This is a genomic window from Humidesulfovibrio idahonensis (genome assembly GCF_054657715.1).
In genome coordinates, this window is sequence record NZ_BAAHYE010000002.1 from 251,217 (window position 1) to 265,410 (window position 14,194).

The following is a 14,194-nucleotide window of genomic DNA, read 5'->3' on the forward strand; positions in this document are numbered from 1 at the left end:
GCCGCACGATTTGCACTTCCGCTACATGCCCACGAACTGCTTCTTCGCCGCCAGCACCTTCTTCAGGTACATGCGCGTTTCCTCGGCCGCGTGGCTTTGGGTGATGGTCTCGTACACGGCCAGGGGCGACCGGCTGTTGATGACGTCCAGGGCCTTGGCGCGGTCGGCGCGGTTGAAGGTCTTGAGCAGCGCGCCGCTGCCGCCGTTGTACGAGGCGATGACGCAGTACTCGCGGCTCACAGGGTTGCCCACGCCGGCAAGGTGCCGGGTGTCCAGCAGGCTTAGGTACGCGGCGCCGAACATGATGTTGTTCTCGGGATCGAAGAGATAGGCCTTGCTGGGCTCGCCGCGCTTCTTGGTCAGGTATTGCTGCACCTCGGCCCCGGCGGTTTGCGGCACTATCTGCATGAGGCCCACCGCGGGCACGCCGTTGATGGCGTAGGGGTTGAAGTCGCTCTCCACGCGGATGATGGCGTAGATGAGGTTGCGCGGCACGTTGAAGCGGCGGGAGGCATCCTCGACCATGGGCTTGAACTTGGCGGCGCGCACGTACATGTGGTCGGTGGCCATGGGGATGACCACGTAGCTCACGGTCTTGCCGGGGATGTCTCCGGGGCGCTCGCGCACGCCGTTCTCCATGATGGCGCGGGCAAAGGCCTCGGCCTGCTCCTCGGTCTTGATGTTCTGGCCGCGCTGGTCCTTCACCTCGCCCAGCAGGAACGGCGTGCCGCCGAGCTTCACCGGGCCGCTGGAGTACATGTCCACGGCGCGCGGATCGTAGGGCGTCAAAAGCGTGGTGACGATGGCCTCGCGCAGGCTCTTGTGCGGCGCGTTCTGGTCCAGGGTCTCAACCGTGATGCGGCCTTCCTCGAAATCGACGCTGGCGCGGGAAAGATAGTTGTTGGTGTACTTCACGTACTCCTTGGGCTTGGCCTCCTTGGCGTCGCCCTGGCCCCAGGTGCCGCCCACGGCCCGGCGGAAGGTCGCCAGCAGGTTCTTGAAGCGCTTGTAGTCGGCCGTGATGGCGCTGGGGTTGGTGGCGTAGCGGATGGCCTTGTTGCGCGCCATGCCCACTGCGGCGTTGGTGTCGCCGCTGGCCACGCGGGCAATGCTCACCGCGTCCGAGGCGGAGCAGGAGGCCAGCAGCAAGCACCCGGCCAGGGCCAGGCCGCAGGCGCGCAGAACAGGAGCGCTCCTGCGGCGCGGGACCGGAGTTTTTGGAACATGGGTGCGTGGACAGGGGGGCATGCGCTACTCCTTGCGCCGGGTGCGCGGCTTTGGCGTGGCTGCGCGCTGGGCAGCGGTTGGCCGGGCGCACTCTGGCGCGGCATCATGCTGCCAGGAAAGCAGATTTCATGCCAGCGCAAAGGCTCAGGCCAGGGCGCGGGCCTCGGCCAGGTAGCGGGCGCAAAGGCCGGGCTCGCCGCCTTGCTCGGCCCAGTGCAGATACATGAGGCGCAGGCGTTTGCGCAGCGCCGCATCCGGCTGGGCAAGACGCCGGGCCGCGAGCTTGTCGTCAAAACCTTGGCGCAGCAACGCGGCCAGGGTCTTGGCCCGGTGCGCGGGCCGGTGCTTGGCGTCCACAAGGGCGCGCCCGGCCTGGGCCAGGGCGTCGCGCCGGGCGTGGTCGGCCAGCAGGGCGCGGGCCTTGTCCGCCGCGTCGGCCGGATCGTTGGGGGCATAGGTGATGAAGTGCTCGCCAGCGCGGAACAGCTCAGGTTGCCCGTTGGCGATGGCCGGGGTGAGCAGGCAGGAGCCGCAGGCCAGGGCCTCGAACACCCGGAAATTCAGGTCGCCGCGCTCGGCGATGTTCAGCACCACCCGCGCCTGGGGCAGCAGCTGGTTGAAGTCTCCCTGGCGCACGGCAAGGCTGGGGAACAGGGCGGCCAGCCGGGCCAAAAACTCGTGCCGCTGCGGCGTGGTCTCCGGGTTCACCGTGCCGGCGAACAGCAGGTCGAAGGTCTTTTCGGCCTTGGCGGGCCGGTACCTGTCCTCGGCAAAGGGCGGCAGCCAGATGACCCGGCCGGGCGGGAGCTCGGCCTCGAAGCGCGCAACATGGTCGCGCAGGCTCACGGCGCAGAGGTCGAAGGCCCCGGCGTACAGCGGGTACCAGCCGTGGATGTGCGAGTCGATGCAGTAGAAGGCCGTGAGGCAGGGAAAACGCTCCACGCCGGGCAGGGGCGGCGGCAGGCTGCGGTCGCAGTAGACCACGGCGTCCGGCGCGCCCGCGCAGCGCTGCACCATGTCCTCCCAGGCGAAGACCTGGGGCCGGGCCATGGGGATGTGCACGGCGCGGAAGCCCTCGGCCTCCATGTGCGGCTGGAAGAACTGCCCGCCGACCCAGGCGATGGTGCGCGTTGGCTGCGTCATGGGTCACGCCACCTGCAGATAGCCGATGAAGGTGTCGATGCCGGCCAGGCGGCAGTCCACATAGGCCGCGGCGTATTCGTCGAAGGTTCTCTGCCTGCCGTAGACCGGGTAGCGCGTGTGCGCGTCGGCGTAGCGCAGCCCATAGAATGCGGCCGCCTGGGGATGGATGGGCAGGGTGAAATCCTCGTAGCCGGTGCGCAGCAGCTTCAGCCGCTCCTGGTCCGGGGGCTCCAGGCCGAGCAGCCGGAGAATGCCCGTTGCCGCGTGGGCCAGCAGCTCCGCGCTTGGGTGATTGATGGTGTGGAACAAGGGCCGCGCATGGAAATTTTCGAGCACATAGTCCAGGTACGGCACCGGAGTGTGGGCCTGGCGGGCGCGCTCCGTGCCGATGGTCTCCTCAAGCAGGGCCGCGAGGTCGTACTTGGCGGCCAGGGGCGTGTGCAGATACAGGTGCAGGATGTCGCGCCGGGGCAGCCCGAGGTCCAGCAGGTGGTCGAGGAACACATCGCGGTAGTCGAAGCCCGGCGCGCCGGACCACAAGGGCCAGGGTCCGCGGAAGAACATGTTGGGAATGCACAGGCTGCGGCACCCCGTGGGCAGGCGCTTGAGCAGTTCGGTCGAGGCCAGCCCGCCCCATTCCTGGCCCAGGTGCTGGTACAGGAACAGGCCGCAGGCATCGAGCTCGGTCTGTGGTATGGGCTCGCGGGTGTAGTTCAAATGCACGCGCGGGGTGAAGCGCCGATCGAATTCCGGGCTGGCGCGCAAGGCCTCGGCCAGGGGTTCGCCCTGGCAGTTGGCGTGCAGTATGGCGAGGCGTTTGTCCACGCGAAAAGGATTGCAATCAACGTGCCGCATAGCCCGGCCGCAAGGAGAAGACGGGCCTCTTGTGCGGATCGCACCCTGTCTCCTTCCTCTTGGCTTGCCCGGCGCGGCAGAGCGGCCGTGCCCGAGTGGCTCGACCTGAGAAAAGCGCTGCGGCCTGGCTTGGCTGGCATTCGCCCGCCTGGCCTGTCTCTTTGACTTGCCCCTCTGTCTTGACGGCCAGCCCGCAAAGACCTTGAAAAGCGGCTTGGCTTGCGGTAGCAAAGAGCCACCGGGCGGACATCCCGGAACACGGTGCGATTCCGTGGCGATCCCATCGCCGTAACCGGGGACTGGGGAGACGCGGGGCTTGAAGCGCCCAGCCACTGCACGGGCATCGCCCGGCGGGAAGGCCGTCTCCACCAGATTGATCCGGAAGCCGGAAGACCTGTCCGCGGTGGTCATATTTTAGGAACTTGATGGAAAAAGGTTCCGGTAGGCGTTTTTGCGCCCGCCGGGCCTTTTTTTGCCGCCCGCCCGGCGAGGCCGACCCGGCACCCCTGCCGGCATCTGTAAACCAAGGAGCCCCCATGCGCGCCAAACTCGAAGCCGTCCTCTCGTCCATTTCACCGGTGGATCTGTCCCTGGCCCCGGCCGGCCAGGCCCACCTGGACAACCTGACCAAGCCCCAGGGCAGCCTGGGACGTTTGGAGGAGCTGGCCCTGCAACTGTATCTGGTTCAGGAGGGCAAGGCGCCCCAGGCCGACCCCGCCCGCGTGTACACCATCGCGGGCGACCACGGCGTGGTGGAGGAGGGCGTGAGCCTATTTCCCCAGGAGGTCTCGCGCCAGATGGTGCTGAACTTCCTGAACGGCGGCGCGGGCATCAACGTGCTGGCCAAAACCGCCGGGGTGCAGCTCTACGTGGTGGACGCGGGCTGCAAGGGCCCGGACTTCGACGCGCACCCTAGCCTCATTCGGGGCAAGGTGGCGGAAGGCACGGCAAACTTGGCCAAGGGCCCGGCCATGACCACGGAGCAGTGCCTGCAAGCGCTGCTGCTGGGCGTGGATCTGGCCGACCGCGCCAATGCCGAGGGCGTGCGCGTGCTGGGCACCGGCGACATGGGCATAGGCAACACCACGCCCTCCACCGCGCTCTACTGCGCCTACCTGGGCCTGGACCCGGCGGACATGACCGGCCCCGGCACGGGTCTGGACAAGACCGGCGTGAGCCGCAAGGTGGAGGTCATCCGCCAGGGGCTCAAGGTCAACGGCGGCGCGGTGGCCGGGGGCGATGCGCTGGAGATTCTGACGGCCCTGGGCGGGCTTGAGATCGCGGCCCTGGCCGGGCTCATCTTGGGCGGAGCCAAGAACCGCCAGCTGGTCTGCGTGGACGGCTTCATCTCCACCGCGGCCGCGGTTGCGGCCTGGAAGCTCTGTCCGGCCACGGCGGACTACACCGTGCTTTCCCACGCCTCGGCCGAGCCGGGCCACCAGTACGCCGTGAAGCAGATGGGCAAGAAGCCCCTGCTCGACCTGGGCTTCCGCCTGGGCGAGGGCACGGGCGCGGCCCTGGCCATGTTCCTGCTGCGCAGCGCCTGCGCCATGTACAACGACATGGCCTCCTTCGCCTCGGCCGGGGTCAGCACCGGGGCCTAGGCGCAAAACCGCGCACGCCCGGACGGTCTCCGGCGTGTCGGAACAACACTCGAATGGGGGGTCGCCTGCGCGGACGCGGGCGGCCCTTTTTTGCGCTAAAGGTTCAGCAGATAGTGGTCCACCGGGGCGAAGTCGTCGGTGAGGGCGGGCGGGTCGCCCGGCAGGCGCGCCGGGGGCAGGTAGCGGTGGGCCAGCAGGGGCGCGTAGTCCGGGTCGGCGCTGGTGAAAATGGGCGCGGCCGGGGACTTGAACGCCACCAGGATGATGTTCTGCAGGTCCTTCGGGTCCTCCGGCTCCAGCAGAAAGCTCTCCACGCGGGGGAACACCGAGCGGTAGGTGGCCAAAAGCGCCCGGTAGAAGCGGCTTTTCGGCCCCTCGGCCGCGCTGATGCAGTTCACCAGCACCACGCCGTTTTCGTCCAGCGCGCGGGAAAGGGCCTGGGCGGTCTCTTGCGTGGCCAGGTGGAAGGGCACGGAAAGGTGGCTGGTGAACACGTCCACCAGGGCCACTTGGTAGGCGGCGGGCGCGCACTGGTTCAGAAAGCGCCGGGCGTCGTCGTGGTGCACCGCGAGGCCGGGAAAGGGCCGCAGCATGAAGTGGTCCTCGGCTATGGCCGTGATGCCGGGGTCGATCTCCACCACGTCCATGTGCGGCGCGCCGCCGAACTCGCCCCGGTGGCTCAGCACGTATTTGGGAAAGGAATACCCGCCGCCGCCCAGCATGAGCATGCGCTGGGCGTCCGGCCGGAAGTGCGCGGACAGGCGGTAGTAGCGCGTGTAGGGCAGGGCCAGGCGCGTGGCGTCGGCCAGGTCCACGGCGGACTGGCTGCCCTCCGGCCCGGTGGAGAGCATGCGCAGGCGCTCGCCCGTTTCGGAGTTGCGGGCGTTGTACACCAGCACGCGCTGGTACGGGGTGTCCAGGTCGAGGATGTTCGCCGCGCGCAGTTCGGTGTCGAAAAGGCCCAGGGCCACGGTTGCCAGAACGATGAGCGCGCCTGCCGCCAGCTTGGGCTTCCAGTCGCCCCGGTGCACGAGGGCGGCGGCGATGATCAGCACGCCGGCCATGAGCAGCACGAGGTTCGTGGTGCCCACAGCGGCCGTGAGCCAGAAGCCCGCGGCAAAGGTGCCCGCGATGCTGCCCACTGTGGACAGGGCGTACAGGTTGCCCACGGTGCGGCCGGAGTGCTTGGCGTCGTTCATGCGCAGGCGCGCGGCAAAGGGCGAAACCATGCCGAGCAGCACCGAGACCGGGGCGAAGAGCGCCACGGTCGCCGCCAGGGTGGAGACGGACAGGCTGGCGCGGTTTTGCAGAAAGGTGAGGATGAAGCCCTTGAGCCCGGCCAAAAGCAGGGTGGCCACCGCGGCCAGCAGGATGATGCGCGCCAGCACCTTGGCCTGGGGGCGTCTGTCGGCCACGCGGCCGCCCCACCAGTAGCCCAGGCTCAGGGAGCCCAGCACCACGCCGATGAGGCTTGTCCACACGATGATGGAGGTGCCGAGGAAGGGCGCCAACACGCGCGAGCCCGCGAGCTCCAGCACCATGACCACGGCTCCGCAGAGGAATACGGCTATTTCGAGCATGGGGAACATTCGCACGCGGCACGCGGCCTTGTCCAGGCCCGCGCCCTGGCCCAAGGCGCGAAAAAAGGCCCGGAGCATAGCGCATCCGGGCCTTTGGCGTTGCTGGGACTATTTGATGGGCTTGAGGCGCACGGCCGTGCCGTAGCAGGAGTAGTACTTCTCGCCCTCGGGGTGGAAGGCCACGCTCTCGCGGTAGCCCAAGATGGCGTCGGCGTTGACCTCAAGCGCCTGGGCGATGAGCCCGTAGAAGGCGTTGTCGAAGGTGTAGCTGCGGCACACGATGAGGCCGAAGGTGCCCAGCACCTCGCGTCCGTGGATGGAGTCCAGGGTGACGATCTTGAAGCGCCCGGCCATGTAGACGTCTTTGGCCAGGGTCACGCGGGCGTCGGGTTTGGCGTCCTCCTCCACTGGCTTGGTCTTGGTTCCCTTGAATATGGCCATGCGCTCTCCTTGTGGTCTCTGTCGTCGCCGCTTGGCGCGCCGCAAGGACGCGCCGGGCGCTGTTCGTAGCCTGTGGTTCGCCGTCCATCGTCTCTAGCCCATGGGCGGCCTTTCAGGCAAGGCCTCCCTTGGGCGGATGGCCGGCTGCCCTGAAGCTCACCCTTGGTGCAGACCTAGGGCGCGAACCTAGGGCGCGACCTCCAGCACGGAGGCCTCCTCCCACTTGAGCACGCGGGCGGCGGCCTGGCGCACGTCCTCCGGGCTCAGGGTCTGCGCCTTCTCCACAAGCTTCAGCTCGGCGTCGCGGTCAAAGCCCTGCACCACGGCTCCGGCGGCCTCGCGGCTGCGCGACATGAGCCCCTGCCGGTCCTGATAGTAGTCGCCGGAGAGGATGTTCTTGGCGCGCACGATCTCGTCCTGGGGCAGGGGCTTGGCCACCAGATCGGCCGCGGCCTTGCGGAAGCCCTCCAGCGCTTGGGGCAGCTTGTCCGGGTCGGAGCCGATGTAGAAGGCCAGGAAGCCCGCGTTCTTGTACTGCGAGAGGAAGGCCGTGACCGTGTAGCCCAGGCCCTGCTTGTCGCGCATGTCGCGGAAGAGCAGGCCGCTTTGCCCGGCCAGGGCCGCGCGCAGCACGGAGAGCCGGGCGCTTTCGTCCAGGTTCTCGCGTCCCGGGGCCTTGAAGACCACGAACAGGTGCGACTGGTTGCGGCCGGGCAGGTGCAGTTCGGCCTTGGCCTTGGGCTTCCACTGCGGACCGGCCGGGCTGGCCGCGGCGCTTTTGTCGGCCAAGCCCAGCTCCTGGGTCAGGCCCAGGGCAAAGGCGGTGAGGGCGGCCTCGTCGAACTGGCCGCACACGGAGAGCACGAAGGGCCGGGCCATTTGCCGCTTCCAATAGGCCTGGGCCTGCCCGCGGGTGAAGCCCTCCACCTGCTTGGGCTCGCCCAGGCGCAGGTAGTTGTACGGGGCCGAGGCGAACAGCAGCCCCGGCATGTTGCGGAAGGCCAGGCCGATGGGCTGGTCCTCGGTGCGCTTGATGGCGCTCAGCTGGTCTTCCTTGGTCCGGGCCAGCTCCGCGTCGGCAAAGGCCGGGCTGGTCAGGGTCTCGCGCAGCAGGCCCAGCATGTCCGGGGTGAAGCGGCTGGGGAACTTGGCGCTGAGGTTGAAGGTCTCGGTCCCGGTGCCGGCCATGAGGCTGGCCGCGCGGTCGGAGAGGAAGTCCTCCACCTGGTTGGCCGTGCGGGTCTTGGTGCCCCGCGTGATGAGCGAGGCCGTGAGCGCGCCCAGGCCCTGCTCCGAGGGTTCAAGCAGGCCGTCGCCGCCGGTCCAGGCCAGGCTCACGGCGGTGTAGGGCAGGGTGGCGTCGGGCAGAAGCACCAGGGTGCTGCCGCCGGGAAGGCTGATCTGGCGCACGGCCGCGCCGGTCTTGGCCTCGGCCTTGGCCGCGGCGGTTTTGGCCGCGGGCCAGTTGCGCTTCAGCGTGGCCAGCAGCGGGGCCTGGTCGATGGTCACGTCCTTGGGGCTCAAGATGGCGGCGCTCAGGGCCTCGGGCCGGATGAACTCGCGGTACAGGGCGGTGAGCTCGCCGCGGCTCATGGTGGCGATGGCCGCAAGGTAGTTGGCCTCGCCCTGCTGGCCGCCCTCAAAGGCATACTGGTGCGCCAGCTTGGAGGCCAGGCCGCCGATGGTCTCACGCGAGAGGAACAGGCCGGCCTCGATGTTGGTGCGGGCGCGCTTCAGCTCCAGATCGGTGATGCTGTTCGGGTCGAAGTGGGCCAGCTCCTTGGTCAGCGCGTCCCAGAAGGCGGGCAGCTTGTCCGCGTCGAGGGTGGCGGAGATCATGATGATGCCGCCGCGCTCCAGGTTGCTCATGCCCATGCTCACGGAGTCGACCAGGCGCAGCTCGTACTTGAACTTGCGGTACAGACGGGAGGTCTCGTCGCCGCCCATGATCTGGGCCAGCATGTCGAGCCCGGGCATCTTGCCGGAGAGGAAGTCCGGCGCGGGCAGGGCCAGGCCCAGGTGCACCTTGTTCCACATGCCCGGCACAACGGTGAGCCGCGGTCCGGCGTTCTTCTGCAGGTCGAAGGGCGTGGGCGGGGTGATGCGCGCTGTGTTCTGGATGCCGCCAAGCAAACGCTCGGCCTCGGCCAGCACTTCCGCCGCCTTCACCTTGCCCACCACGCACAGCAGCATGTTCTGGGGCTGGTACAGGGGCGCTATGTACTGGCGCATGGACTGGCTGGTGGTGGCGCGCACGGTGTCGCGGAAGCCGATGATGGGCCACTCGTAGCTGGTGCCCTTGAAGACCATGCCCTGCAGGGTCTCAAAGAGCATGCTGCCCGGGGTGTCCTCGCCGCGCTTCAGCTCGGCCAGGACCACCTCTTTTTCGCTGGTGAGCTGCGCGGGAATGAGCGCGGGCTTGAAGGTCATGTCGGCCACCACGGAAAGGCCGAGCCGCCACGAGGCGTCGGGCACCTCCACGTGGTACACGGTGTCGTCGAAGCTTGTGGCGGCGTTGAGGCTGCCGCCCACGTCCTCGATGCGGCGGGCCACCTCGCCGGGCTTCATGTCGCCCGCGCCCTTGAAGACCATGTGCTCCAGCACGTGGCTTATGCCCGCCTGGGCGCGCGTCTCGTAGGCGGAGCCCGCATGCACGAACATGCGGATGTGCGCCAGGGGGAAGCGGTCGTCCTCCTTCACCAGCACCTGCAAGCCGTTTTTCAGGCGGATGAAGGTCACGCCGTCGATGTGGCTGTCGGGCATGGGCTCGGTGTCGGCCTGGGGCGCCTCCACATGGACGGGCGCGGTGGCAACGGAAACGGCGGGCACTTGGCGCGTGTCTTTGGCCACGCGTTTTTTGGCCGCCAGGGCGCTGGCGGAGGAAAAGACGATAAGGGTGACGAGAAGCCAGGACAGGATGCGGCGCATGAAAACTCCTTGGCGTTTTGTGAAAAGGGACGTGGTCCGCTGGGCATGGCCTTTGCGGTCCGCGCGTCGGTGTTTGCGCGTTGGTGTCACGGCCGCATAGATAAGCCCGCAGGGCTGCCGGGGCAAGGGGCGCGTGCCGGTCTCCGCCGGGCCTGTGGCGCGCGGCCGGGGCGCGACATGCCGCGTTTATGGCCCGTTGTTGACGCCCTGCGCGGGCCGGGGGTAGTGCACGGGCATGAAACAATCCCGCGCCTGCGCGCTGCTGGTCTTGGCCCTGTCGCTATTCATCACCGCCGTGAGCGCCGGTTGCGCCCTGGCGGCCAAGCCGGACACGGCCCTGACGCCCGAGGCCGCCCTGGATCTGGGCGTGCTGCGCCAGGCCTACCCCGGCGTGGTGCTGGGCATGGAGCGCGGCCCGTCCGGGCATTTGGAGCTGCTGCTGGCCGACGGCTCGCGGCTGGCTTACGACGACGGCCGCGCCCGCACCGTCAAGGAGGCCGAGGAATCGCCCGACGTGCGCACCATGCTGGCCCAGGTGTATCCCCTCGGCCCGGCGGACGAGGCCAGCGCGCATCCGGCCGCGCACTTCGATCCGGGCAGGCGGCGCGTGCAGCAGTTCTTCTTGGCCCTTTACGGCCACACCGAGGCCGAGGTGCGCAAAAACACCCGCGCCGTGCGCTTCGACGGGCATGGCGCGGTGTTCAGCACGCGCAACGGCGCGGCCGACGCCCTGGGCCGCGTGTGGGCGCGCCTGGAGCCCCAGCTGCCCGCCCACCCGGAGTGGAAGCCGGTGCTGCGGCCCTTTGGCGGCACCCTGTGCTGGCGGACCATCGCCTCCACAAGCAGGTTGAGCGTGCACAGCTTCGGCGCGGCGGTGGACCTGAACCCGAAACTGCCCTACTGGCTGTGGGAGCGCCACCCGGAGAAGGTGCCGGCGCAGGTGCTGGCCTTTCCCAAGGAGATCGTGGCGGCCTTTGAGGCCGAGGGTTTCGTGTGGGGCGGCAAGTGGGCGGAGTTCGACGTCATGCACTTCGAGTACCGGCCGGAGCTGATCCTCAAGGCCAAGGTGCTGCGGGGCGAGGCCGCGCTGCCGCAGTAGCCGCCCGCCGTCCTTGCCGCGGCGACGCGCTGCGCGCAGGGGCAAAGACGTTGCCGCTTCGGGGCGTTCTCAAAACAGGTTGAGCTGGGTCTGGCGGGTCTGGGTCTTGGGCGCGAGCACCGTGCGCCGCATAAGCTCCTGCGGCAGGCTGGTCTGCAAGGCGGCCAGGAAGGGCGAGGGCTCGCAGGAGCGCGTCTTGCCGTAGAGGGTGCGCTCCCGCGCGTAGGAGAGGCACAGGCGGCTCTTGGCGCGGGTCAGGCCCACGTAGAGCAGGCGGCCCTCCTCGGCCAGGGCCTCCGGGCTCGGAGCCTCGCCGCCGAAGCCGGAAAAGGGCAGTATGCCCGCCTCCAGCGCGGGCAGGAACACGGCCTCGAACTCCAGGCCCTTGGCCGCGTGCAGGGTCATGATGCGTACCTTCTGCGCGACCTGCCGGATGCTGGCGAAATCCGTCTCCAGGCGCACCCAGTCGAGCAGCCCCACCCATCCCCCCTGGGCGTCGAAGGCGTGGCACAGATCGCGGAAGGCCGGGCCGTCCCAGAAATAGCGGTCAAAGGGCGGGGTTTCGCGCAGGGCGCTGGGCAGCACGCGCGGGCCTTGCAGCAGCAGGAACTCCGGCAGGTCTGCGTCCACCATGTTCGCGGCCCCTGGCTCGGAACCGGGCTCCACGCTGGGCTCCGCGTCCTCGCCCCCTGTCCACTCGGTGGGCGGCAGGCCGAAAAGCCTCTCGGCCACGCGCAGAATCGCGGCCACGCGCGGCTCCTCCCAAAACACCTCGGCCTCCGGCGCGGAGCAGGGCACCCCGGCCAGCTCAAGGGCGGTCTTGTACGGGCCGATGAGCGCGCGGAAGCGTACCAGCACGGCCACGTCGCCCGGAGCCAGGTTTGCGCCCCCGGCATCCAAAAGGGTGGAGCTTGTGCCGCCCAGCAGCTTGGCGATGCGCGCGGCCACAAGGCTGGCCTCGTGCCGGGCGTCCGGCGTTTCCAGAAGTTCGATGTCCCAATCGCGTGCGCTGCGGGCGCGCAGGCGCGGATGCGCTGGCAGCAGCGCCCCGCTCAGGTCCAGTATGCCCTGGCCGCTGCGGTAGTTCTCGGCCAGGCTCACCACCTGCAGGTCCGGCCAGCGGGCGGCCAGCCTCTCGCGCACGTTGCCCGCCGCGCCCCGGAAGCCGTAAATGCTCTGGTCCGGGTCGCCGATGGCGAAGAAGCCCCTGCCGCCGGCGCCATCCCCGCCGTCGGCGTGCGTGGCGCCCGCAAGACCCAGCACCGCCTCCAACTGCAGGGCGGAGAGGTCCTGCACCTCGTCCACCAGCACATGGGCGAAGGGCGGAATGAACTCCGGGTCGCGCACCAGGGCGAGCAGAAATTCCAGCAGGTCCGTGAAGTCCGCTTGGTTGCGCAGGGCCTTCATCTCCGCCGTCTGCGCCGCCGCGGCGGTGACGAGGTCGGCCTCGGGTCCGGCGAGGGGGGCGAGGGTCTCCCGCGCCAGGGCGTGCCTGCGGAACAGGGCCAGACGCTCGGCCTTGGACAGGTGCTGGGGCAGGGCCTCAAGGAACATGCGCCGGGCCGCGTCCTCGGAGAGCAGCACCGGGGGCTGGCCCTTGCGCGAGGTCCACAGGTCCAGGGCCAGGGCGTGCAGGGTGTCGGCCACGGGCAGGGTGGCCTCCGGACCCAGGCGGCTCTCCAGGCGTTCGTGCAGCTCATCGGCCGCGCGGCGGGTGAAGGTGACCACCACCAGCGACTGCGGCGGCGCGCCGGCTTCGAGCAGGCGCAGCACGCGGGCGAGCAGGGTGTGGGTCTTGCCCGTGCCGGGACCGGCCAGCACCAGCACCGGGGCCGTGGCCGGGCCCAGGCCCGCGCACACGGCGGCCTCCTGGGCCGGGTTCAGCCTGGCGGGAGCGGGGGCTTGTTCCCGGGGTGCGGGCTCGGGGTCGGCCTCGCCGTCGGGATCGGCGGCCGGAGTGGCGGCGCCTGCCGGGCGGCGGCCCCGACGGGCGGGCATGCCGGCGAGCATGCGGCCGCGGCGCATCTCGGCGCGCTCCTCGGGCGTGAACACGGTGATGACGCCGAACTCGCCGTCGTAGCCGGAGCTGCGCAGCACCTTGCCCGCGCGCATGCGCTCCACGGCCTCGGCCAGCACGGGGGAGACGCGGCCAATGTCGGGCAGCGGGGCCTCGCGCAGGATGAACAGCTCCGGGCCCAGGCGTTCCAGCAGGCGGTAGTATTCGGCGGTGACGGCCTTGCTGCCCGCGCCCACGTCCAGCAGCTCGGAGAGCACCTCGCGCAGGGGGATGAGCGAATGGTAGCCGGGCTGGTTCTGCGGCTGCACGGGCTCGGGTCTGTCGGCCAGGGCCAGCACGCGGTGCAGAACGCCCAGGGTGGCTGGCTTGCCGCACACGGGGCACAGGCCCTTGTGGGCCAGGGTCTCGCCGGGCTCCATGCTCCAGCCGCATTTGCGGTGGCCGTCCAGGTGATATTTGCCTTCCTCGGGGAAGAACTCCACCGTGCCCTGGAATTCGCAATCGCCCTGCGCGCCCGTGAGATGCGCGCGCAATGCCTCGCGGATGCCGGGGAAGGAGGCCTCGCCCTTGAAGAGATTCGCCTCGCGCGCCAGCTTCTCGCCGGAGTGCGCGTCGGAGTTGGAGATCATGCGGTAGCGGTCCAGGGCGGAGAGGGTCCAGTTCATGCCCGGGTCGCTCGAAAGGCCCGTCTCCATGGCGAAGATGTGCTCGGAGAGGTCGCCGTAGCACTCCTCCACGGAGTCGAAGCCGCTCATGGAGCCGAAGAGCGAGAACCAGGGCGTCCAGATGTGCGCGGGCACGAGGAAGGCCTCGGGATGCGTCTCCAGCACCATCTCCAGCAGGTTGCGGCTGTCCAGCCCGAGGATGGGCCGCCCGTCCGAGGCCAGGTTGCCCACCTGGGAGAGCTTGGCGTTGAGGTGCTTGGCGGCCTCCAGGGTGGGCATGTACACGAGGTTGTGCACCTTGCGCACCTTGCCGCCGCGTTTGTAGATGGAGCTGATTTCGCCCTGGAGCATGAAGCGCGCGCCGCCCGCCAGCTTGAGCGGCAGGCCGGGAATCTGGCCGTCGAGGCTGGCCGGGTCGCGCAGGCGCAACAGACCGGAGCCGTCCTCCTTGAGCTCGCGCTCAATCTCCGTGAGCCAGCCGGGGTGGGTCAAGTCGCCCGTGCCCAGCACGCCGATGCCCTTGGCCTCGGCCCAGGCCGCGAGGTTGCGGACGGTGAGGCCCTTGCTGGTGGCGCGCGAAAAGCGCGAGTGGATGTGCAGATCCGCCGCGAAGCTGGTCATTCGTGAAGTCCTTT

Annotated in this window: 9 protein-coding genes and 1 riboswitch; of the genes, 2 read left to right on the plus strand and 7 right to left on the minus strand. The window is 69.4% G+C overall.

What is annotated here, in order from left to right:
* Window positions 1-21: 21 nt before the first annotated feature.
* From ACYQ4W_RS01425 to ACYQ4W_RS01435, 3 genes are all read right to left on the minus strand, one after another.
* The gene (locus ACYQ4W_RS01425; RefSeq protein WP_459852004.1) at window positions 22-1,248 is read right to left on the minus strand and encodes a murein transglycosylase domain-containing protein; all 1,227 of its coding nucleotides are present in this window, start codon (window positions 1,246-1,248) and stop codon (window positions 22-24) included.
* 123 nt (window positions 1,249-1,371) lie between these two features.
* Entirely contained in the window at window positions 1,372-2,370 is a 999-nt protein-coding gene (locus tag ACYQ4W_RS01430) for a glycosyltransferase family protein (RefSeq protein ID WP_459852007.1), read from the minus strand.
* 3 nt (window positions 2,371-2,373) lie between these two features.
* A complete protein-coding gene (locus ACYQ4W_RS01435; protein ID WP_459852009.1) occupies window positions 2,374-3,195 on the minus strand; it encodes a WcbI family polysaccharide biosynthesis putative acetyltransferase in 822 nt (273 codons plus the stop codon).
* A 283-nt stretch (window positions 3,196-3,478) separates the two neighbouring features.
* Window positions 3,479-3,619, plus strand: a riboswitch (cobalamin riboswitch).
* Window positions 3,620-3,761: 142 nt separating this feature from the next.
* Between ACYQ4W_RS01435 and cobT the strand changes: the two genes are divergently transcribed.
* Window positions 3,762-4,829: a nicotinate-nucleotide--dimethylbenzimidazole phosphoribosyltransferase gene (gene cobT / locus ACYQ4W_RS01440; protein WP_459852011.1), complete on the plus strand. Its 1,068-nt coding sequence runs from the start codon at window positions 3,762-3,764 to the stop codon at window positions 4,827-4,829.
* 95 nt (window positions 4,830-4,924) lie between these two features.
* Here cobT and ACYQ4W_RS01445 read toward each other — a convergent pair whose 3' ends face one another.
* The 3 genes from ACYQ4W_RS01445 to ACYQ4W_RS01455 all read right to left on the minus strand — a co-directional run bounded on the left by ACYQ4W_RS01445 (window position 4,925) and on the right by ACYQ4W_RS01455 (window position 9,778).
* Entirely contained in the window at window positions 4,925-6,487 is a 1,563-nt protein-coding gene (locus tag ACYQ4W_RS01445) for a fused MFS/spermidine synthase (protein WP_459852013.1), read from the minus strand.
* Window positions 6,488-6,517: 30 nt separating this feature from the next.
* A complete protein-coding gene (locus ACYQ4W_RS01450; RefSeq protein WP_459852015.1) occupies window positions 6,518-6,850 on the minus strand; it encodes a hypothetical protein in 333 nt (110 codons plus the stop codon).
* A 186-nt stretch (window positions 6,851-7,036) separates the two neighbouring features.
* Window positions 7,037-9,778 (minus strand): M16 family metallopeptidase, encoded by a 2,742-nt coding sequence (locus tag ACYQ4W_RS01455; RefSeq protein ID WP_459852017.1) that lies wholly within the window; start codon window positions 9,776-9,778, stop codon window positions 7,037-7,039.
* Between the two features lie 235 nt (window positions 9,779-10,013).
* Between ACYQ4W_RS01455 and ACYQ4W_RS01460 the strand changes: the two genes are divergently transcribed.
* Window positions 10,014-10,877 carry a M15 family metallopeptidase gene (locus ACYQ4W_RS01460; protein ID WP_459852019.1) on the plus strand — a complete coding sequence of 288 codons (864 nt, stop codon included), beginning with the start codon at window positions 10,014-10,016 and terminating at the stop codon, window positions 10,875-10,877.
* A 69-nt stretch (window positions 10,878-10,946) separates the two neighbouring features.
* Here the strand turns inward: ACYQ4W_RS01460 and ACYQ4W_RS01465 are convergent, their stop codons facing one another.
* Window positions 10,947-14,180 carry a UvrD-helicase domain-containing protein gene (locus ACYQ4W_RS01465; protein ID WP_459852021.1) on the minus strand — a complete coding sequence of 1,078 codons (3,234 nt, stop codon included), beginning with the start codon at window positions 14,178-14,180 and terminating at the stop codon, window positions 10,947-10,949.
* Window positions 14,181-14,194 lie beyond the last annotated feature (14 nt).